19 protein-coding genes, 13 tRNA genes and 1 pseudogene are annotated in these 19,951 nt (G+C 41.9%); 23 read left to right on the top strand and 10 right to left on the bottom strand.

The annotated features are described in order from the left end of the window. Window positions 1-3: 3 nt before the first annotated feature. The 13 genes from M1D81_RS14535 (at window position 4) to M1D81_RS14475 (ending at window position 1,159) form a co-directional block, all read left to right on the top strand. Window positions 4-76: transfer RNA gene (locus tag M1D81_RS14535), tRNA-Ala, on the top strand. Window positions 77-98: 22 nt separating this feature from the next. Beyond that, a tRNA-Met gene (locus M1D81_RS14530) sits at window positions 99-172 on the top strand. Between the two features lie 4 nt (window positions 173-176). Next, window positions 177-253: transfer RNA gene (locus M1D81_RS14525), tRNA-Ile, on the top strand. Between the two features lie 7 nt (window positions 254-260). After that, window positions 261-353: transfer RNA gene (locus M1D81_RS14520), tRNA-Ser, on the top strand. Between the two features lie 23 nt (window positions 354-376). Then, window positions 377-453: transfer RNA gene (locus M1D81_RS14515), tRNA-Met, on the top strand. A 4-nt stretch (window positions 454-457) separates the two neighbouring features. Then, window positions 458-534 (top strand) — tRNA-Asp (locus tag M1D81_RS14510). A gap of 18 nt (window positions 535-552) precedes the next feature. Further along, window positions 553-625: transfer RNA gene (locus M1D81_RS14505), tRNA-Phe, on the top strand. Window positions 626-650: 25 nt separating this feature from the next. Continuing rightward, a tRNA-His gene (locus M1D81_RS14500) sits at window positions 651-726 on the top strand. Window positions 727-737: 11 nt separating this feature from the next. Further along, window positions 738-811: transfer RNA gene (locus tag M1D81_RS14495), tRNA-Gly, on the top strand. Between the two features lie 17 nt (window positions 812-828). Beyond that, window positions 829-905 (top strand) — tRNA-Ile (locus M1D81_RS14490). Between the two features lie 6 nt (window positions 906-911). Then, a tRNA-Asn gene (locus tag M1D81_RS14485) sits at window positions 912-986 on the top strand. Between the two features lie 3 nt (window positions 987-989). Continuing rightward, window positions 990-1,080: transfer RNA gene (locus M1D81_RS14480), tRNA-Ser, on the top strand. 7 nt (window positions 1,081-1,087) lie between these two features. After that, window positions 1,088-1,159: transfer RNA gene (locus tag M1D81_RS14475), tRNA-Glu, on the top strand. A gap of 76 nt (window positions 1,160-1,235) precedes the next feature. On the opposite strand, the gene M1D81_RS14470 is transcribed toward M1D81_RS14475, so the two are convergent. The 3 genes from M1D81_RS14470 to M1D81_RS14460 all read right to left on the bottom strand — a co-directional run bounded on the left by M1D81_RS14470 (window position 1,236) and on the right by M1D81_RS14460 (window position 3,590). Then, a complete protein-coding gene (locus M1D81_RS14470) occupies window positions 1,236-1,712 on the bottom strand; it encodes a TspO/MBR family protein (protein WP_456266533.1) in 477 nt (158 codons plus the stop codon). 86 nt (window positions 1,713-1,798) lie between these two features. Continuing rightward, window positions 1,799-2,533: a TraR/DksA C4-type zinc finger protein gene (locus M1D81_RS14465; RefSeq protein ID WP_456266534.1), complete on the bottom strand. Its 735-nt coding sequence runs from the start codon at window positions 2,531-2,533 to the stop codon at window positions 1,799-1,801. 118 nt (window positions 2,534-2,651) lie between these two features. After that, a complete protein-coding gene (locus tag M1D81_RS14460; protein WP_456266535.1) occupies window positions 2,652-3,590 on the bottom strand; it encodes a 1,4-dihydroxy-2-naphthoate polyprenyltransferase in 939 nt (312 codons plus the stop codon). A gap of 382 nt (window positions 3,591-3,972) precedes the next feature. Between M1D81_RS14460 and M1D81_RS14455 the strand changes: the two genes are divergently transcribed. The 6 genes from M1D81_RS14455 (at window position 3,973) to menC (ending at window position 11,414) form a co-directional block, all read left to right on the top strand. Further along, on the top strand, window positions 3,973-5,391 hold the full coding sequence (locus M1D81_RS14455) for an isochorismate synthase (protein WP_456266536.1): 1,419 nt from the start codon (window positions 3,973-3,975) through the stop codon (window positions 5,389-5,391). Beyond that, complete coding sequence (menD, locus tag M1D81_RS14450) at window positions 5,384-7,129, top strand: 2-succinyl-5-enolpyruvyl-6-hydroxy-3-cyclohexene-1-carboxylic-acid synthase (RefSeq protein WP_456266537.1); 1,746 nt, start codon at window positions 5,384-5,386, stop codon at window positions 7,127-7,129. The genes M1D81_RS14455 and menD overlap by 8 nt, the downstream gene beginning before the upstream one ends. Then, complete coding sequence (menH, locus tag M1D81_RS14445) at window positions 7,111-7,938, top strand: 2-succinyl-6-hydroxy-2,4-cyclohexadiene-1-carboxylate synthase (protein WP_456266538.1); 828 nt, start codon at window positions 7,111-7,113, stop codon at window positions 7,936-7,938. The genes menD and menH overlap by 19 nt, the downstream gene beginning before the upstream one ends. A gap of 14 nt (window positions 7,939-7,952) precedes the next feature. After that, the gene (gene menB / locus M1D81_RS14440) at window positions 7,953-8,771 is read left to right on the top strand and encodes a 1,4-dihydroxy-2-naphthoyl-CoA synthase (protein WP_024424937.1); all 819 of its coding nucleotides are present in this window, start codon (window positions 7,953-7,955) and stop codon (window positions 8,769-8,771) included. A 71-nt stretch (window positions 8,772-8,842) separates the two neighbouring features. Continuing rightward, window positions 8,843-10,303 carry an o-succinylbenzoate--CoA ligase gene (locus M1D81_RS14435; protein ID WP_456266539.1) on the top strand — a complete coding sequence of 487 codons (1,461 nt, stop codon included), beginning with the start codon at window positions 8,843-8,845 and terminating at the stop codon, window positions 10,301-10,303. After that, entirely contained in the window at window positions 10,290-11,414 is a 1,125-nt protein-coding gene (menC, locus tag M1D81_RS14430; RefSeq protein ID WP_456266540.1) for an o-succinylbenzoate synthase, read from the top strand. The genes M1D81_RS14435 and menC overlap by 14 nt, the downstream gene beginning before the upstream one ends. A 106-nt stretch (window positions 11,415-11,520) precedes the next feature. Here menC and M1D81_RS14425 read toward each other — a convergent pair whose 3' ends face one another. The 4 genes from M1D81_RS14425 to M1D81_RS14410 form a co-directional block, all read right to left on the bottom strand. Further along, window positions 11,521-11,712 (bottom strand): hypothetical protein, encoded by a 192-nt coding sequence (locus tag M1D81_RS14425; protein WP_024424934.1) that lies wholly within the window; start codon window positions 11,710-11,712, stop codon window positions 11,521-11,523. 25 nt (window positions 11,713-11,737) lie between these two features. After that, window positions 11,738-11,896 (bottom strand): DUF1540 domain-containing protein, encoded by a 159-nt coding sequence (locus M1D81_RS14420; protein WP_008360682.1) that lies wholly within the window; start codon window positions 11,894-11,896, stop codon window positions 11,738-11,740. 68 nt (window positions 11,897-11,964) lie between these two features. Then, window positions 11,965-13,011: a cytochrome d ubiquinol oxidase subunit II gene (locus M1D81_RS14415; protein WP_170871266.1), complete on the bottom strand. Its 1,047-nt coding sequence runs from the start codon at window positions 13,009-13,011 to the stop codon at window positions 11,965-11,967. A gap of 22 nt (window positions 13,012-13,033) precedes the next feature. Next, on the bottom strand, window positions 13,034-14,365 hold the full coding sequence (locus M1D81_RS14410; RefSeq protein WP_456266541.1) for a cytochrome ubiquinol oxidase subunit I: 1,332 nt from the start codon (window positions 14,363-14,365) through the stop codon (window positions 13,034-13,036). A gap of 176 nt (window positions 14,366-14,541) precedes the next feature. Here M1D81_RS14410 and M1D81_RS14405 point away from each other — a divergent pair, with 176 nt between their 5' ends. Together M1D81_RS14405 and M1D81_RS14400 are read left to right on the top strand one after the other, a co-directional pair. After that, entirely contained in the window at window positions 14,542-14,784 is a 243-nt protein-coding gene (locus M1D81_RS14405) for a type B 50S ribosomal protein L31 (RefSeq protein WP_024424931.1), read from the top strand. A 113-nt stretch (window positions 14,785-14,897) separates the two neighbouring features. Beyond that, window positions 14,898-15,733 (top strand): annotated as a pseudogene (locus M1D81_RS14400) (helix-turn-helix domain-containing protein). 100 nt (window positions 15,734-15,833) lie between these two features. Here M1D81_RS14400 and M1D81_RS14395 read toward each other — a convergent pair. Next, window positions 15,834-16,817 (bottom strand): metal ABC transporter solute-binding protein, Zn/Mn family, encoded by a 984-nt coding sequence (locus M1D81_RS14395; RefSeq protein WP_456266542.1) that lies wholly within the window; start codon window positions 16,815-16,817, stop codon window positions 15,834-15,836. A 214-nt stretch (window positions 16,818-17,031) separates the two neighbouring features. On the opposite strand from M1D81_RS14395, the gene M1D81_RS14390 reads away from it, so the two are divergent. Continuing rightward, the gene (locus M1D81_RS14390; RefSeq protein WP_456266543.1) at window positions 17,032-17,598 is read left to right on the top strand and encodes a beta-class carbonic anhydrase; all 567 of its coding nucleotides are present in this window, start codon (window positions 17,032-17,034) and stop codon (window positions 17,596-17,598) included. A 1-nt stretch (window position 17,599) separates the two neighbouring features. Here M1D81_RS14390 and yidD read toward each other — a convergent pair whose 3' ends face one another. Then, on the bottom strand, window positions 17,600-17,824 hold the full coding sequence (yidD, locus tag M1D81_RS14385; protein ID WP_039180891.1) for a membrane protein insertion efficiency factor YidD: 225 nt from the start codon (window positions 17,822-17,824) through the stop codon (window positions 17,600-17,602). 126 nt (window positions 17,825-17,950) lie between these two features. On the opposite strand from yidD, the gene M1D81_RS14380 reads away from it, so the two are divergent. Continuing rightward, window positions 17,951-18,424, top strand: a complete 474-nt coding sequence (locus tag M1D81_RS14380; protein ID WP_003217624.1) for an S-ribosylhomocysteine lyase — start codon at window positions 17,951-17,953, stop codon at window positions 18,422-18,424. 112 nt (window positions 18,425-18,536) lie between these two features. On the opposite strand, the gene M1D81_RS14375 is transcribed toward M1D81_RS14380, so the two are convergent. Then, window positions 18,537-19,892: an IS1182-like element ISBpu1 family transposase gene (locus M1D81_RS14375; protein ID WP_456265168.1), complete on the bottom strand. Its 1,356-nt coding sequence runs from the start codon at window positions 19,890-19,892 to the stop codon at window positions 18,537-18,539. Window positions 19,893-19,951 lie beyond the last annotated feature (59 nt).

The raw sequence follows: 19,951 nt of genomic DNA, 5'->3' as shown, positions 1-19,951 counted from the left end.
TATGGGGCCTTAGCTCAGCTGGGAGAGCGCCTGCCTTGCACGCAGGAGGTCAGCGGTTCGATCCCGCTAGGCTCCACTTTTTAAAAAATGTTGATCATGGCGGTGTAGCTCAGCTGGCTAGAGCGTACGGTTCATACCCGTGAGGTCGGGGGTTCGATCCCCTCCGCCGCTATAAAGGACCTTTAGCTCAGTTGGTTAGAGCAGACGGCTCATAACCGTCCGGTCGTAGGTTCGAGTCCTACAAGGTCCACCATCTATACGGAGGAATACCCAAGTCCGGCTGAAGGGATCGGTCTTGAAAACCGACAGGGGTGTCAAAGCCCGCGGGGGTTCGAATCCCTCTTCCTCCGCCATATTTTTTTAAAACCCATATCATCGCGGGGTGGAGCAGTTCGGTAGCTCGTCGGGCTCATAACCCGAAGGTCGCAGGTTCAAATCCTGCCCCCGCAACCAAAACGGTCCGGTAGTTCAGTTGGTTAGAATGCCTGCCTGTCACGCAGGAGGTCGCGGGTTCGAGTCCCGTCCGGACCGCCATTTTTCAAAAGAATACTTGGCTCGGTAGCTCAGTTGGTAGAGCAACGGACTGAAAATCCGTGTGTCGGCGGTTCGATTCCGTCCCGAGCCACTTTTATAAAAATATTCATAGTATGGCGGTTGTGGCGAAGTGGTTAACGCACCAGATTGTGGCTCTGGCACTCGTGGGTTCGATTCCCATCAATCGCCCCATACATATTTTTGCGGGTGTAGTTTAGTGGTAAAACCTCAGCCTTCCAAGCTGATGTCGTGGGTTCGATTCCCATCACCCGCTCCATTTGTATATCTGTTCATGGGCCTGTAGCTCAGCTGGTTAGAGCGCACGCCTGATAAGCGTGAGGTCGGTGGTTCGAGTCCACTCAGGCCCACCATGATCTTCCGCAGTAGCTCAGTGGTAGAGCTATCGGCTGTTAACCGATCGGTCGTAGGTTCGAATCCTACCTGCGGAGCCAAATGGAGAAGTACTCAAGTGGCTGAAGAGGCGCCCCTGCTAAGGGTGTAGGTCGCGTAAGCGGCGCGAGGGTTCAAATCCCTCCTTCTCCGCCATTGATCTGGCCCGTTGGTCAAGCGGTTAAGACACCGCCCTTTCACGGCGGTAACACGGGTTCGAATCCCGTACGGGTCATTTTTAAAAGAGATCTTGTCAAAGATCTCTTTTTTATTTTCTCCAAAACGAAAGACCGCAACATGGCGGTCTTTTTTTACATATTCATGGAATAGATCGTATAAGACAAATATGTCGCAAAGAAGCCCCATAAGACATAAGGGATCAGTAAAATTGGAACGACTGTGCTTAGTTTACGTGAGACGATGACAATTGCAAGTGCTGTCAGTGCGACGAGCAGGCAGTCGATTGTAGCTACAAATAAATCCTTTTGTGTAAATTGAAAAAAGCTAAAGGCTTGATTGAAAACATAATTTAAAAGGAAAAGAATCCAAAATGGTAAAGTAATTTTTTGAAATCCATATTTTCCATAAATGATCGCAGCGGACAATGAGATGAGTGCAAATAAGACAGCCCACACAGCACCAATCACACCGCCGCCAGGCGTCCATTCTGGTTTATTCAATGCGTCATACCATTCTCTGTCGATGGGGAACAAGAATCCAGCAATAGAGAATAGTGCGTATGTAATAAAGAAGACGACAATCGCCCAAATGATACTTTTTTTAGCCATCAAGAATCTCCTCCAATCAAATTCACTCTTAAAGTGATTTCCCAATAATTACATGATATAAACATAAAGCCCCCAATATGAGGGGACTAATGATTTTCTTCTGTATAAGGTTCTTCCTCGTACGGTTTCAAGTCTCCAAATACCGTCATGACACCTTCTTCATCTAAAGCTTTTTCATAAGCTTCGTGGGCTTTGTTCGGATACACCTTGCTGGCTTTACCTTCAATATCAGCAGCTGCGAATCCTTCGTAGTCCTCCACATAATCTTCATCTTCTGATTGTGTATACACATCATCGTATGTCAGAGGAGGGAATTCCATATCAGACGGGGTCTCAGAGTTTCCGTAGCGTTCTACGTCTTGGTAGGCATCTTCTCCATCGTACGCAGCACTTTCTTCATTTTCAAATTGTCCCGCTGGCGGACTTAATAAATCCTCTTCAATCGGGCGGTTTTGTGAAACGGTCTGTTCTTTTGCATGCTCTGTGCATGTGACGGCAGTAGGCAAGGCTTCTAAGCGTTCCTTTGGAATAGGGGCTTTACAGACCTTGCACAGACCATAAGAGCCGTCTGCAATGGCTTGAAGTGCTTCATTGATGTCTAACATATGTTCATGTTCCAAGCTGTTTAAAGCAATATCTTTCCCACGCTCGAACAGCTCTGTTCCTTGATCACCCGGGTGGTTATCATAGGCAGACAATTCACCGATCGAATCGTAAGGAAAGGATACTTTCTGTTCATCGTCATGGCTTTTGGCTTCAAGTTCTTTCTTTTCATCGAGAAGGCGCTGCTTCAAATGATGTAATTCGTCTTTAGACAACAAAGCGATCATCCTTTCATATCAAACATATTGTTAGTATGAGCAATTTTGTATGTAAGACTAGTTCCAATTTGAAGCAATTCCTTATTAAAAAAACGCCTGCGGCTGCAGGCGTTCTTTGTTACGCGGTATAGTATTGTAAGATCAAAGCGATCGTCAGCAGAAAACCAAAAAATGTATTGGTTTGAGCTGTAGATTTCATGGCATTCATTAATTCAATCGGTTTTTCTTTTTGTTTAAACTCTTTAATGGCTGTGTAGGCTTTTGGCACACTGAGTAAAACAAGAAGACTCCAAAGACCAACGATATCTGTGAAGATATAAACAAAAATGAGTACATATGATACCAAAAACATGGAAAGTAAAATGTTCACTGCAGCTTTACGTCCAGCAAGAATGGCAAGTGTTCTTCGTCCATTCTCCTTATCCCCGTCTAAATCACGGATATTGTTCGACAGTAAGATGGCACCAACTAAAATAGAAATTGGTAGTGAGATGAGAACAGCTTTTGACGTCAGTGTGCCTGTTTGGATATAGAAACTAATCAGGATGATTCCTAATCCCATAAAAGCACCTGAAACAAGTTCTCCAAACGGTGTATATGCAATTGGTACAGGGCCTCCAGTATAGAAATAGCCTGCTGCCATACAAATAAGTCCTATTAGTGCAATCCACCAGCTAGACAACATGCAAATATATACCCCAAGTAATAAAGAAAGCGCAAATAGTGCATAAGCGAGGCTGAGGACTGTCTTTGGTTTTACACCGTTTCTTACAATGGCGCCGCCGATGCCGACAGATTTTTCGTTGTCCAGCCCGCGCACATAATCAAAGTACTCATTAAACATGTTTGTTGCGATTTGGATAAACATAGATGCAAACAGCATGGCTAAAAATAGCCCAACATGTATTTGACCACTTGGAAGTGCTAAAACAGTTCCTAAAGTAACGGGAATAAATGCCGCTGTTAGTGTATGCGGTCGTAGTAAATTCCACCAAATCCGCCAGTTTTTATCAGGCTTTATTGGTGAAAGCTGATCTGATATCGATTGATGCTGCATAAAATATACTCCTTTAAATAAAAAAATACGTACACGTCCAAATTCCAGTTTAGCAAAGTTCAAAAAGGTGTCAATATATTGATGCGATGAATTGGGAAAAAGATGTTTGCTAATCGTTTCCATATCGAAGGGAAGCTTGACTTTAGAAACAGGTCCTGCCATTTTACCTTTGATGCTCTCGTTTCAATAAGCAGGAGCGAAAAAATCTTGAAAGCGTGATATAATAAGGATTCGAGGTTTTAAAAGCTGTTTTCTTTACTAAGTTCATCTGTTAAGGTTTATAATAGAAAAGCAGGTCATTCGACATATTCGAATGTTCATGTATTTTTTTTGTTATGGTTTTATTTTTTATGTTATTTCATGGATTTTGGAGGAATGTATCATGGTGACAACAGTGCAAAGTACTTTCCGGCAGGAAGCGCTCGCGACATTAGAAGAAGCGAATAACGTCAACCATGCTGTTTTGATAAGCTACTCCAGAAAAGTTGACGATCTGGATCCTCTTGCCTTTTTCCAAAGCGGCGAAGCGGATTTTTTAGGTGAGCGGTTTTTTTGGTCTGATCCAGAAAGCCAAATGATATTTTCTGGACTTGGCAGAGCGGCCGTCATTAAATCATCTGAGCAAGGCAAGGAACGATTCGACATAGTCCATCAGGAATGGGAACAGCTAAAGCAGCACATGTTCCATTTTCATGATGAGAAGGAGTTAAAGCAAGCGGCTGTTGGTCCGCTTTTATTTGGAGGATTCTCGTTTGATCCGCACGAAGAGAAGGCGCGTCATTGGGAAGCATTTGGCGAGGCTCATTTTTTTGTGCCATCGATCATGCTGACTGTTTCAAAAGAAGGCAGTTTTCTTACGATCAACGAGTGGAAGCAGGTGGATGGGAATGTTCATCAGCTTATTCAGGAATTAGAACAAAAGGCCTCTCGTTTCGAGACATTACCAGTACAGACTCATGGACAAGCTGAACTTGTTCATATGGAAGAGCTGGATGTGAAGGAATGGATGAAGGCGATCCAAGAAGCGACAGACCACATTCGTGCAAACGAATATGAAAAGGTTGTTTTAGCAAGAGAAGTCTTGCTTCACTATAAAAATCAAATTGAACTTGCTCCACTATTAGCAGAATTATTAAAGCATCAAACAACGAGTTATGTATTTGCGGTTGAACAGGGAAGACAAGCATTTGTCGGAGCAACGCCGGAACGCTTAGTGAAAAAAAGCGGCGGAGAGGTCTTTTCATCCTGTTTAGCAGGTTCCATTGTTCGCGGAAAAGATGAAGCGGAGGATCACGCATTAGGCGAGGAACTGCTGCATGATGAAAAGAATTTGATTGAACATCAAATTGTCGTCAATATGATTGAGCAAGCATTTGAAGCGAATTGCCTTCATGTGCATAAACCAAATCAACCAAGTCTTTATAAAACAAAAAACATTCAGCATTTGTTTACACCGATTGTGGGAGAAATTAAAAGCAGCTGTTCCCTCTTTTCATTAATTGAGCAGCTTCATCCGACGCCGGCACTAGGCGGATATCCGAAGGAAAAGGCAGTAGAAGTGATTCGTGAAATCGAACCGCTCAAGCGCGGCTGGTATGCGGCGCCGGTAGGCTGGATTGATTCTCAGGATAATGGAGAATTTGCTGTAGCCATTCGGTCAGGTCTTATTGAGGAAGATCGTGTTCGTTTGTTTGCTGGCTGCGGAATTGTAGAGGATTCCCTTGCAAAGCAGGAGTATGAGGAAACACAAGTGAAGTTAAGACCAATGCTGTCTGCTCTTGGAGGTCATCCTATTGAATAATCACATTATGACAACATATATAGGCAGATTGATGGATGAATTCGTCCAAGGTGGTGTGAAAGAGGCAGTTGTCTGTCCTGGTTCTCGTTCAACTCCGCTTGCGATGCTGGCCCTTGCTCATCAAGACATCCATGTCCATGTTTTAGTGGACGAACGGTCTGCTGCTTTTTATGCGCTTGGTCTTGCAAAAGCAAGTCAATCACCAGTGCTGCTCATTTGTACATCAGGTACAGCAGCTGCTAACTTTTATCCTGCCATTGTAGAGGCGCATTATTCTCGTGTACCTCTTATTGTGTTAACTGCTGATCGGCCGCACGAATTGAGGGAAGTTGGGGCACCTCAAGCGATTGATCAGCAATTCTTATTCGGTAAGTTTGTTAAATGGTTCACAGACTTAGCATTGCCAGAAGAAAGTCAAACGATGCTGCGTTATGTTCAGACAGCAGCTGCGAGAGCAAATCACATGTCGATGCAGGAGCCAAAAGGGCCTGTTCAGATCAATGTACCTCTGAGAGAACCATTGCTTCCTGATCTGTCTATTGACCCTTTCGCGCGAGAAGAATCAGACACGAAAAAGGTATTAGCATCAGGTCAGGCTTTCCCAAATGATCGAGTGATGTCTGAAATCGTAACCGTCATAAACCAATCCAAAAAGGGAATGATTGTGGCTGGTGAACTTCATACACAGGAAGAAAAAGAGGCAGTTTTACGCCTTTCAAAAGCCCTGCATTTACCTATTTTAGCTGACCCGCTTTCTCTTTTGCGCAACGGGCATGAGAATAAAGAGCTAATTATCGACGCTTATGATTCTTTATTGAAAGATGAAGCATTGCAGCAGCATCTATTACCGGATATGATCATTCGCTTTGGACCGATGCCTGTATCTAAGCCCTTATTCAAGTGGCTGGAAAAACATGCGGAAGTGCAGCAGATTGTTGTAGATGCAGCCGGAGGTTTTCGTGATCCTGGGTTAAGTGCTTCATACGTCATTGAAAGTACTGTCTCTGCTTTTGTAGAAGCAGCATTAAATCAAGCAGTACAACGTAAAGAGAAAAGTTTCTTAAACTGCTGGCAGAATGCTAATTCTTCATTCAGAACGCATGCAGCCCGCTATTCAGATGAGGATTTGTCCTTTGAAGGGAATGTGTATCGTCAGCTTCAGTACCTCTTGCCAAAGGAGAGTGTCCTTTTTATCGGAAATAGTATGCCGATTCGTGATGTAGATACATTTTTTGAAACTCAGTCCAAGCCTTTTCGAATGATGGCGAATCGCGGAGCAAATGGCATTGACGGCGTTGTGTCCACAGCACTTGGCACGTATGCAGCCTTGAAGCAGCCAGTCACTTTAGTCATTGGAGATTTATCATTTTACCATGATATGAACGGTCTGCTTGCAGCTAAGCTGATGGACATTCCGCTGACAGTTGTTTTGATAAACAATGATGGGGGAGGTATCTTTTCTTTCCTTCCGCAGGCGTCTGATGAACCTTATTATGAAAAGCTCTTTGGTACGCCGACAGGACTGAATTTTGAGTATGCATCGAAGTTATATGGGGGAACCTATTCGAAACCGGCAACGAAACAAGAGTTACATGATGTGTACATGGCGCATATCGATGAACCTGGGCTTCATTTAATTGAAATTGAAACAGATCGTCATTCCCGTGTAGACAAGCACCGTCAAATGATGGATGACATATTGGAAGAAGTGAAAAAAGAATGCCTTCGCTCATCATAAGAATGCGTGATGGGGTAGCGTACGAAGTGGTGGACCAGAACCCTTCGGCAGCAAATGCCACATTATGCTTACACGGCTTCACTGGAAGTGCAGCGTCTTGGACGTTCTTGAATGCTTATTTGGAGAATACAAGACTGATTCAGGTCAGCTTGCTTGGACATGGGCGTACGGACTCGCCAGAAAGTGTGAGAAGATATGCCATGTCTCAGCAGCTGGCAGATCTTGTAGAGATTTTAAACCAATTAAAGCTTCACAAAGTGAATATTCTCGGATATTCTATGGGAGGACGTATTGCTTTATCATTTGCCGCTCGTTATCCAGATCGTGTCAATAAATTGATTCTTGAGAGTACATCTCCTGGGCTTCGCACTTTTAAAGAGCGGATGGCAAGACTAAAGCATGATCATCAGCTTGCTCAAAAGATTAGACATGAAGGCTTAGTGAAGTTTGTGGATTTTTGGGAAAGCATCCCTTTGTTTGCGTCGCAGAAAAAATTATTAGCGGAAAGGCAGACTGAGCTGAGAGAGGGAAGACTAAAAGCCAATCCTCTTGGACTGGCTCGCAGCTTAGAAGGAATTGGAACAGGTTCACAGCCGTCTGTTTGGAAGGCGTTAAAGCATATTCATTTGCCTGCTTTGTTCATTTGTGGAACGCTTGATGAAAAGTTCTGCCATATCGGGAAACGTATGCAGCAGGAGCTGAAAGGAAGTCAATTTATAGTGGCTGAGCATGCTGGGCATACAGTTCATGTGGAACAACCACATTTTTTTGGTAAAATAGTAAGTGAGTTTATTTTAGCGCAAGATTAGAGGAGGAAATATTGATGGCTATTGAATGGCAAACTGAGCGTCAGTATGACGAAATTTTATATGAAACGTACAATGGGATCGCAAAGATTACGATTAATCGTCCGCACGTACATAACGCGTTTACCCCGAAGACTGTTAGTGAATTAATTGATGCATTTTCACGGGCTCGTGATAATTCAGAAGTTGGTGTGATCGTACTTGCAGGTGCTGGCGGAAAAGCATTCTGTTCTGGTGGAGACCAAAAAGTTCGCGGCCATGGCGGTTATGTAGGAGACGATCAAATTCCACGTCTAAATGTATTAGACTTGCAGCGTTTGATTCGTGTCATTCCAAAACCGGTGATCGCCATGGTAGCAGGTTACGCGATTGGCGGAGGCCACGTTCTTCACGTTGTGTGTGACCTGACGATTGCAGCAGATAATGCGATTTTTGGACAAACAGGTCCAAAAGTAGGCAGCTTTGATGCTGGTTATGGTTCAGGCTACCTTGCACGTATTGTTGGTCATAAGAAAGCAAGAGAAATCTGGTACTTATGCCGTCAATACAATGCACAAGAAGCGCTTGATATGGGACTTGTTAACACAGTTGTGCCATTAGATCAGCTTGAAGAAGAAACGGTGAAGTGGTGTGAGGAGATGCTAGAAAAGAGCCCGACTGCTTTACGATTCTTGAAGGCTGCATTTAACGCAGATACGGATGGATTAGCTGGAATTCAGCAATTTGCAGGAGATGCGACACTTCTTTATTACACAACAGATGAAGCAAAAGAAGGACGCGATTCCTTTAAGGAAAAACGCAAGCCGGACTTCGGCCAGTTCCCGCGTTTCCCTTGATTCAATGATATCAATGAACAACAGCTTAGTGCATCAGACTAAGCTGTTTTCTTTTACGAAAAGGAGGTGTCATGATGAAGCAACCTAATTGGCTGCTGCACCGTGCCTATTTAACGCCAGATCGAGTCGCACTCATTTATCGTGAGAAAGAGTGGACATTTCACGAATTAGCTCAAGAAGCGGAAGAGCTTTCAAATAGACTTGCTCAGGCATCATTGAAAAAAGGGGAAACGGTTGCGCTTTTGATGAACAATCATCCTCATATGGTGATGCTTGTACATGCCTGTTTTTTATTAGGGTTAAAAATTGTGCTATTGAATAATAAGCTGACAAAAGCTGAAAGGCGCTATCAGCTAGAAGATGCAAAAGCCGCGGCGTTATTAACAGAATCTGGTTATGCAAGCGATCATGAGGGTGATTTACCCGTTTATACAATGGAAACTTTACCTGAACCAGAGCAAGACCATGTCAACAAGATCGAGAGTGAATTTGATTTGAATGAAACAGCGACCATCATGTATACATCTGGTACAACAGGACGTCCAAAAGGGGTAGAGCAAACGTTTGGCAATCATTTTCATAGTGCTGTTTCCTCTGCATTGAATCTGGGTCTCAGAGAGGATGACCGCTGGCTCATTGCCCTGCCTCTTTTTCATATTAGCGGCTTATCTGCTTTATTTAAGTCTGTGATATATGGAATGACAGTCGTGCTTCATCAGAAGTTTGACGTCGATGACGTAAAGGATTCTATTGAACGGCATCGTGTAACGATGATTTCTGTTGTGCAGACGATGTTATCTCGTTTGTTAAGCAGATTGGCAGAATGTCCGTCTTCTTTGCGCTGTCTTTTATTAGGCGGAGGACCTGCGCCTTATGCGATGCTTCAAGAAAGCAAAGAGAAGGGCTTTCCTGTCTTTCAATCGTACGGGATGACGGAAACCTGTTCACAAATTGTGACCCTTGCGCCCGAATTTAGTGTAGAGAAGATTGGGTCAGCGGGAAAACCTCTTTTTGGGTGTGAGCTGAAAATTCAAGATGGAGATCGCATTTGCCGTCCTTTTGAGCATGGCGAAATTATGGTGAAAGGTGCAAATGTGATGAAAGGTTACCTTTATCGTGAAGAAGCGACCGCGGCTGCCTTTGATGAGGGCTGGCTGAAAACGGGTGATATTGGCTATGTGGATGAGGAAGGGTTCTTATTTGTGCTTGACCGCCGTTCAGATTTAATTATTTCTGGCGGAGAAAATATTTATCCTGCGGAAATTGAAGCGGTTCTGCTAACACATCCGCATGTCAAGGAAGCCGGAGTAACGGGTATGTATGATGATAGATGGGGAGAGGTACCTGCTGCTTTCCTTGTAACAGATGATAAGATACCGGAGAATGAGCTCTATGCTTTATGTGAGTCGCATTTAGCCAAATATAAATGGCCCGCCGCTTTTCACTTTGTGGACGAGCTGCCAAGAAATGCGTCGAATAAATTGCAAAGGCACAGACTCAGATCAAAGGGGTTTTCAAATGATTCAAATTGAACGAGTAATTTTATATCATGTCACGATGAAGCTTAAACAGCCATTTACAACAAGTCTTGGAACCATTTCAGAGCGTGAGTTTATTATTGTTGAAGTAAAAGATCAGACAGGATTGACTGGATGGGGAGAAGTATCTGCTTTTTCTTCTCCGTGGTATACAGAAGAAACAATTGAGACTTGCTATCATATGCTGAGGGCTTTCTTTATCCCGAACGTGCTGACGCGCGCCTTTACACATCCTTCAGAAATCCCTGACAGTCTGTATCATTTTAAAGGCAATAGGATGGCGAAAGCAGGCATTGAAGCGGCTGTTTGGGATATTTATGCGAAGCGTGAGAATAAGTCTTTACGCGATGTATTAGGCGGTACAAAAGATAAAATACCATCTGGCGTTGTGGCGGGGTTAGGCCCTATTGACGATATGCTTGAGCAAATTCAGCAATTTGTTGACCAAGGCTATCAGCGGGTGAAGGTGAAAATTAAACCAGGACAAGATATTGGACTTCTTCAAAAGATCAGAGAGTCTTTTCCTGATCTGCCATTAATGGCAGATGCAAACTCTGCATATGAATTAAAAGATATTAGCAAGCTTAAGCAGCTCGACGATATTCGTTTATTAATGATTGAACAGCCTTTATCTGCAGATGATATTGTGGACCACCGCCATTTGCAAAAGCATTTAAAAACGCCGATTTGTTTAGATGAAAGTATTTGTTCTTTAGATGATGCTAGAAAAGCTGTAGAGCTTGGCAGCTGTCAAATTATTAATGTGAAGCCTTCACGAGTTGGCGGATTGACAGAGGCTCTTAAAATTCATACGTTCAGTAAGGAGCATCAAATTCCGTTATGGTGCGGAGGGATGATTGAAACAGGTATTTCCCGAGCGCAGAACGTAGCACTTGCTTCCCTTCCTCAATTTACAATTCCCGGTGATATATCAGCTTCGTCAAAATTTTGGGAGCAGGATATCATTTTTCCTGAAATTAAGGTTGAAAATGGGTTTATTGAGGTGCCTCGCTCCCCAGGAATGGGCGTGGAAGTTGATTACCAAGCGCTCCGTTCGTTTTCAGATAAAATCGACGTGTTTACAAAACATGATTTTGTGAGATAAAAACGAAGGAATCACCTTTTGCATCCCCAATAGAATCTAGCTATAGTGAGAGAAAGTTTTTCCTTCCTGTCTGAACAAAAAAGAAAGAGCGGATCACCGCTCTTTCTTACTCTTCAACCAGCTCGCTGTCATAAGCAAGCTGTCCGATATACTGATGAATTTCACTTGGCATGTTTGATGCATGTCCATATTCATAATCCCAAAGATTTAAAAAGGAGTGAGCGGCTTGGTGGAATGCGGCTTCATCCGCGTCATGAATTTCGTCAAAAAACGTTTGAAGCAGCCGATCGTGTTTCAAATTGAAGCGCCTCCTTTAATGAGACTTAAAGATCTTGCGGTTTAAACGTTTTACAATCCGTTTCTTCACTTTTCTCAGCCGTATTTCCTGTGTGGCTGACGACATAGATTGCATCTGCACCACAGCGGTTTCCAGCATTCCAATAGGAACAGTTATTGACTTCACAAAGGATTTTTTGACTCATACAGATGACCTCCTTTTGAGTATGTCTTTCATCTATAATGTAACCGAAATGAAGCTCGTCCATTCATGTTAATCTTCCTGACGAATATAGCGCTTATCCTTCATAAATAATTTCCAGAAGAAATAAAACCCGGGAAACAAGATGATAAACCCTACAATATAGGTGATAAATAATGCCCTAAATGTGACAGGGTCTGTAAATCCAGACATGATTGTAATATCTGGATAAGCCATGTAAGGCAAATGGGCACGCCCATACACATAGCTTGCTAAGAAATATTGAATGGTAATCGCAATGACGGCAAGGCGTGGTCTCCCTTTCCGATGCTTAAACCGGCTGTTTGGTAAAAAGAGAGCCAGTCCTGCGAGCAGAAACATTAAGAGAGATACAAGAAGAATAGGGATGTTCTGCATCATTTTTGTAAACAGCCAATTGGCCTCGCTTCGTAATGTCAGCATGATAAAAAAGGCCATCATGAGTGAAAGCGGGCCGGTAATGAGCGCCCCTCTTCTATAAATGCTGTAAGCTTCATCTTCATCAGCAACATTAGAGAAATCAGCTAAAAGCAAGGACGAAAGAAAAAGGGTGCTGAAGATGGCAAAGCCGACAAAAGAATAAACATTTGCACTTGTAAAGACCAGTCCAAGATCTAATGAGTAGACGTTGTTCTCCTGAAAGATAAAGCCACCATGGGTGATTGGGAGAACCATGATCAGGATGGACGGAATGATAAAGCCGCTGATTCCTGAAATGTACGTCACCGCTTTTCGGTATTTCTTAGGCAGTGAATGAGAAAACACGAGAAACCCGCTTCGCAGTGCAAGAAGCAATAAGATAATGCTGCCGGGTATTAATAAAACGGTACCAAGTACAAAGGTCGCACCTGGAAACAGGCTGAACAATGCGACAACGATGGCGACAATAAAGACGTTTGTCACTTCCCATGTCGGAGAAAGGTACTTATTTGCGATATTAGCGGCCTTTGTTTGTTCTCTATTCATATAAATCATCGACCAAAATCCTGCGCCGAAATCCATTGATGCCATCACTGCATAGATAAAAACGAATCCCCATAAGATGGTGATTGCAATGAGCGCATCAGTTGTAACATCCATTTGCATCAAGATCGCTCCCTTTTTAAGATTCTGTTAACCGTAGGTCTTCTTCAATTGAATGTTTTCTAAAGTAGTACGTCAGCACAATAACGGTTGCTATGCCTAAGATGAGATAGACAATGGCAAAAAGGATAAAAAGTGTCCCGATCGAGCCTGATGATGTGACAACCTCTGAGGTTTTGAGCATTCGATAAATGACCCATGGCTGGCGGCCTGTACAAGCAAAGATCCAGCCAAATTCAATAGCTAAAAGACTAAGAGGCCCGCCGAATAAGTAAAGAAAAAGAAGCCACTTCGGAAATTTGTCCCGTTTTAAAATTTTACGGTAAAGCAGTGCTAATACCGCAAATAGAATGAGCACCGATCCAATAATGACCATGCCGTTAAATAATGTGTGTATAAATAAAGGCGGCCACTCATCACGAGGAAAATCATTTAAGCCTTTGACCACTGTATCGAAGCTGTTTCCTGCCAGAAAACTAAGCGCCCAAGGAATTTCGATCGCACCTTTAATTTCCTGAGAATCAGCATCCGTAAAACCACCTATTGCAAGAGGCGCATGTGATTGCGTTTCAAATAAACCTTCAGCTCCAGCCAGCTTTTCAGGCTGATATTCATACAGAAGCTGAGCGGATTCGTGGCCATTTAAGGCTGTTAGAAAAGAGAAAAGTCCTCCTACAATGAGTCCAAGAAAAAGGGCTTTTCGATGAAATGTATAGAGCTTCTCATTTTTTCTCGTTTTGAGCATTTTAAAAGCTGCAACTGAAGCAATCACAAAAGCACCTGTTGTAAAAGCAGACAGCACAACATGTGTAGCAGTTACAGCAAAGCTTGGATTGAAAAAGGCCTTCCAAGGCTCGATATTTGTGATTTCTCCATTCACCATCTGAAAGCCAGCAGGTGTCCCTTCAAAAGCATGTACGTTTGTAATTAAAATCGCTGATGCAGCTGCACCAATGACGATAAAAATAACCGTAATGATACGCATTGCATTTGATAGGCGATCCGCTGCGTACACATAAATAGACATAAATAATGCTTCTATAAAGAACGCATAGATTTCTATCTGGAATGGCAGTGACATGACCTTTCCGATGACCTCCATAAAACCTGGCCATAAAAGAGCAAGCTGCGTACCAGCAATAGTGCCTGTTGGAATGGCGACCCCTAACAGAACAGCCTGTGCTTTTGTCCACCGCTTGGCCATGATGGAATAATGCGGGTCCTTCGTTTTTTGAAAGATGAGTTCAGCTAACAAAATCATTAGCGGGATGCCAACGCCAAGCGAGGCATAAATAATATGAAAGCCCATGGTTGTGCCGAACAGGCTTCTAGCTAAAACGAGATCAGTCAATTTTTTCTCCGCCTTTCTTATCGCTTCTCTTTTTCATGATGCTTATTATTCTCCACCATTTTTAGATTATTCTTCCTGACTAAGAAAGCTTGTTTTTTGACAAGTTGTAAAAGAGGGAGTAGAATATAAATATAAAACGTAACCATTACGTTTTATTAACGAAAGGAGTTTTGACATTGAAAAGAGATATTCATCCAACCTCACATGAAGTTGTATTTATGGACGTAAACAGCGGTTACCGCTTCTTGAGTAGATCAACAAAGACATCAAACGAGACAGTAGAGTGGGAAGATGGGAAAACGTATCCTGTCATTAAAGTAGAAACAAGCTCTGATACGCATCCTTTTTATACAGGACGCCAAAAATTCGGAGAAAAAGGCGGAAGAGCTGAGCAGTTTAAGAAAAAATATCAAATGTAATCAAAAAAGCACGCCTGATTGGACTGACCCCATAAGATGAGACAAATAAAAAACACCTTCAAGTTTGAAATCGGATCGTTGTGATCCGATATAAAACATGGAGGTGTTTTTCTATGGGGACAAGAGTGAGTTATCCGGTTGAAGTCAAACAGAAGGCTGTAGACATGAGATTGGCAGGCGTACCTATGAAAGAGATCATGCAAGAATTGAATATCAAAAATAAAACGCAGGTTCAAACATGGGTGAGATGGCATCATGCTGGGGATACACACCGGTTCGAACAGCCTGTTGGAAAACAATATACCCATAGAAAGGGTCCCGAGTACTCTTCCGAATTAGAGAGACTGCGGGCAGAAAATCGCTATCTGAGTCAACAGAATGAAGTTTTAAAAAAGTACAACGAATTGGAAAGGAAGTTGATAAGGAAACGTCAATCAAACTGGTAGAAGAATTGTGCAAAAAGATGACAGTACAGGATATCTGTGTCCATTTAGGCATCTCACGCGCTTCGTTCTATAGATGGAAAAAGAATCTGACTCAGAATCATTCTAAAAGACACTAGAGAAACAAATCGGCACGTTGTGCCGAGAGCAGGACACAGACTTTATCTTAAACACACTTGATCAGCTCCCAGCACTGCCTGAGAACTGCGTGTTACATAGCGACCAAGGTTCTGTGTATACATCTTACGAGTATCAGAAAGCTGTTCATATAAAAGGCATTACCATGAGCATGTCCCGTAAAGGGACGCCCGCTGATAATGCCTCCATCGAATCGTTTCATTCCTCACTAAAGTCTGAAACGTTCTATCTTAACAGCATTGATCGAACTACGACCACCATCGTAGAACGCACTGTCAAAGAATACATTTATTATTATAACAACATTCGTATTCAAACGAAACTAAACAAAACAACCAATCACCGATAAACGGCAATTGGCTGTATAAAGGTGTTTTGATCCCTGTCTCAATAACGGGGGTCAGTCCCGATAATGGTGTGCTTTTTTGACAGTAAAAAACCCCGGCTGATCACCCGGGGTTCAAAGCATTAATCATTTAAAGCAGTTTTTAAGGTCTTTAGGTTTTGTTTCATTAAGCTGACGTAGCTTTCGCCATTTTTGGCATCATCTTCAGTAATGGATTCTAGATTTTTAAGGGTCAGGCTTTTTGCCCCAATTTCACTGCGGATTGTATCTGATACTTTGCTGCTGACGTTGTTTTCAAAAATAACGTATTGAATGTGATGCTTTTCCGCTTTTTGTACAATGTTTTCGAGCTGTTTTTGTGAAGGCTCTTCAGAAGCGGATAATCCTAAAACACTAATTTGCTCAATGCCATAGCGCTTTTCCCAATAACCATAAGCTGCGTGAGAAACAAGGATTTCTTTATGTTTCGCTTTAGATAACGTTGTTTTGAATTCTTGATCTATCGATTGCAAATCTTTTTTTAGATGTTCATAGTTTTTTGTGTATTCGTCTTTGTGATCTGGATCTAATGAGACGAGTGTGTCTTTAATGTTTTTCGCCATTTGCTGTGCATAAACTGGGTCTAACCATGCATGAGGGTCTTTATCTCCGTGATCGTGCCCGTCATGGTCGTGGTCTTCACCTTCATGGTCATGATCTTCGTCTTCTTCATGTGCATGTTCTTCTTTTGTCGATAACAATTTGATGCCTTCGGCTGCTTTGACTGTTTTCACACCTTGGTCTTTTAATGTGGCAGCAGTTTTGTCTGCGAATGCTTCAGCCCCTGTGCCGCTGTAGATAAAGGCATCACCTTCAGCCATTTCAACCATTGTTTTTGAACTTGGTTCAAAGCTGTGTGCATCTGCATTTGCAGGATACACGCTTTGAGCATGAACGTGAGAGCCGCCAATTTTTTCAGTGAAATCTTGAATTGGGAAGATCGTGGTGTAAATGACTAGTTTCCCGTCTGCCTTTCCTTTTGAAGCATCAGTGCCCGCACTGCTTGAGCAAGCGGCAAGGCCGATCGCGAATAAAGCAGCTGTTAACAAATAAAAGATTTTTTTCATGTAGAAAATGTCTCCTCTCAATCTAATAGATAGAAATGATTACGATTTAATGTCCTGAGTTATTGTATCGTAATAATTACGATTTGAAAAGAGGAAAATAAAAAGTTTTCGTCAGCAGATGTTTCCTTTAAAAAAATAAGCTGCAAAACGTGACGAAATTTCTTACATTGTGCTATATTTATTTTTAAAAAAAGATAAAGGAATGGACAAACGTATGAAACTTTTAGATGAAATCATCGAATATAATCAACAATTTATTGAAGAAAAGAAATACGAAGAATTTACAACAACAAAGTTTCCACAGAAAAAAGCTGTCATTCTATCGTGTATGGATACAAGACTTGTTGAACTGCTTCCGCGTGCCATGAACATGAAAAATGGTGATATTAAGATTGTCAAAAGTGCTGGGGCGCTTGTTTCTCATCCATTTGGAAGTATTATGCGAAGCATTTTAGTGGCTGTTTACGAATTAAATGCTGACGAGGTATATGTCATTGGACACCATGATTGCGGGATGAGCAAAATAGACAGTCAGACACTTTTAAATAAAGCTGTTGAGCGTGGTATTCCAGAAAAACGTATTGAAGTACTGGAATACTCAGGAATTGATTTTAAACAGTGGCTCAAAAGCTTTAGTTCAGTTGAAGAGAGCGTGAAGGACAGTGTGTCTGTAGTAAAAAATCACCCGCTTCTTCCATCAGATGTACCTGTACATGGGCTTGTCATTGACCCTGGAACAGGGAAGCTTGACGTAGTTGTTAACGGTTATGAAGAAAAGTAAGTTATTTTTCCTTTTTAGGCGGGACAGGATCGATGCCGCCAGGATGAAGCGGATGACATTTTAAAATCCGTTTTATAGTAAGCCAGCCGCCCTTGATCGCGCCATGCGTTTTGATTGCCTCTAGTCCATAGTTTGAGCATGTTGGATAAAACCGGCAGCTTGGCGGTGTCAGAGGGGAAATACATTTTTGATAAAAGCGTATTATGCCGATAAAAATTTGTTTCATAGAGGTTCCTCCTTGTCTGTCTTCCACAGTATAAGAAAAAAGAACAAAGAAGGAAAGTTTTATAAACTAAACTGGTCGGAGAAATATGTTATAATATAGGAAATTGCAATTATAGGAGTGGTGATGATGCCTTCAGTCGAAAGCTTTGAACTTGATCATAATGCTGTAAAAGCGCCATATGTTCGTCATTGCGGCGTTCATAAAGTGGGATCAGATGGGGAAGTAAATAAGTTCGATATTCGTTTTTGTCAGCCCAACAAGCAAGCGATGAAACCTGATACGATTCATACGTTAGAGCATTTGCTTGCGTTTAATATTAGAACACACTCAGAGAAATATGATCATTTTGATATCATTGATATTTCTCCAATGGGCTGCCAGACAGGCTACTATTTAGTTGTCAGTGGTGCACCAACTCCAAAAGAGATCGTTGAACTTCTTGATGCAACATTCAAGGATGCAGTTGAAGTAACAGAAATTCCTGCTGCAAACGAAGAGCAATGCGGCCAAGCGAAGCTTCATGATCTTGAAGGGGCAAAACGTTTAATGCGTTTCTGGCTTTCTCAGGACCAAGAAGAGCTTTTAAAAGTATTTGGTTAATAGAATGATAAACCGGACATTTAGATGTCCGGTTTCAGACCGTAGACAAACCCCTCCTTTACTTAAAGTAAAAGTGGGGTTTTCACATTTTTTGATAAAAATATCATGTGTTTTACGCTGGACATGGTCCTTTCCATGTCCAGTTTGCTAGCTTTTTAAGGTTCATGGCAGCGAAAGTAAGCATCGCTTGCATTGAAACTTTTTTTAGTCCACGAAGTTTCGTCCAACGCATACCATGCTTTTCTTTGGCATCCGCAAAAACGCGTTCAATTGTTTCTTTCCGTTTTGCATAGATGCTCTTATTTATTTCAGTGAGTCTTAGGTTGTCTGCTTCATCTAGGTAATCCTGCCAAATATGCCGATGAATTTGTTTGGTATGATTTTGACTTTGTGTACAGTTATCTAAAAACGAGCAGGACTTACATACTTCTGAGTCGGACGCATATTGCTTATAGCCTTCTCTAGTCGTTGTACGATAGGAGAGAATTTGCCCGTTGGGGCAAATGTAACAATCAAAATATGCATCATACACGTATTCATTCTTTTTCAAATAACCAGCTTTTGTTTTTGGACGAGTGTAAGGCATGACTGGTCTTATCTCTTGATCCATTAAAAACTTAGCGATGTAAGGTGTTTTATATCCAGCATCTACTGCGACTACATTTGGTTTTCCGATTTTCTCTGTCACCTTTGATACGAGTGAATCTAACATACGACTATCATGAACATTACCGCCTGTGACCAGTGATCCTAGAATAAATCCTTTTGAATCACAAGCTGTATGAAATGAATAAGCAAATGACTTTTCACGTTCATCCTTTACATAGTAGCCACTCTCTGGGTCAGTTGTACTGACCTTGATTTCTTTTATTTCTTCTTTATTCTGAAGGGGTAAAGGCTTTTTTCCATGTTCTTCACGATCAATATTAATTTCCTCATGAAGCTGATTTTGATAACTTCTCGTCTCAACTCGAACGATTTTCTTTTCAAGTTTTTTCTTATTGGCATTCGCTTTGACATGTGTTGAATCAATGAAGGCGACAGAAGGGTCAACGAGGCCTTTTTTCATCGCTTCTCTTAAGATTCGATAAAAAATTTGTTCGAATAAATCTGTATCGTGAAAACGTCTCACGTAGTTTTTACCGAAGGTAGAAAAGTGCGGAATTTTCTCCGAAAATCCATACCCAATAAACCAACGATAAGCCACATTGGTTTCAATTTCTTTAATCGTTTGACGCATGGAGCGAATGCCAAATAGATATTGGATCAAAACCATTTTAATGAGAACAACGGGATCCACACTTGGTCTGCCATTGTCGGAACTATAATGATCTTTGACAAGATCATAAACGAAGTCAAAATCGATTGCTTGATCTATTTTCCGTACAAGATGATCTTCAGGCACTAATTCATCTAATGCCACTACTTCTAATTGATTTCTTCTTTCTTCTTCACGTTTCGATAACATGTTCATCCCCCACAGAAATGTTAATACCCTTATTATACAAAAAAGCTTGTAGACTTTGT

It is taken from the genome of Bacillus sp. JZ105, from assembly GCF_053903125.1.
This window is presented reverse-complemented; position numbering and strand designations above follow the sequence as displayed.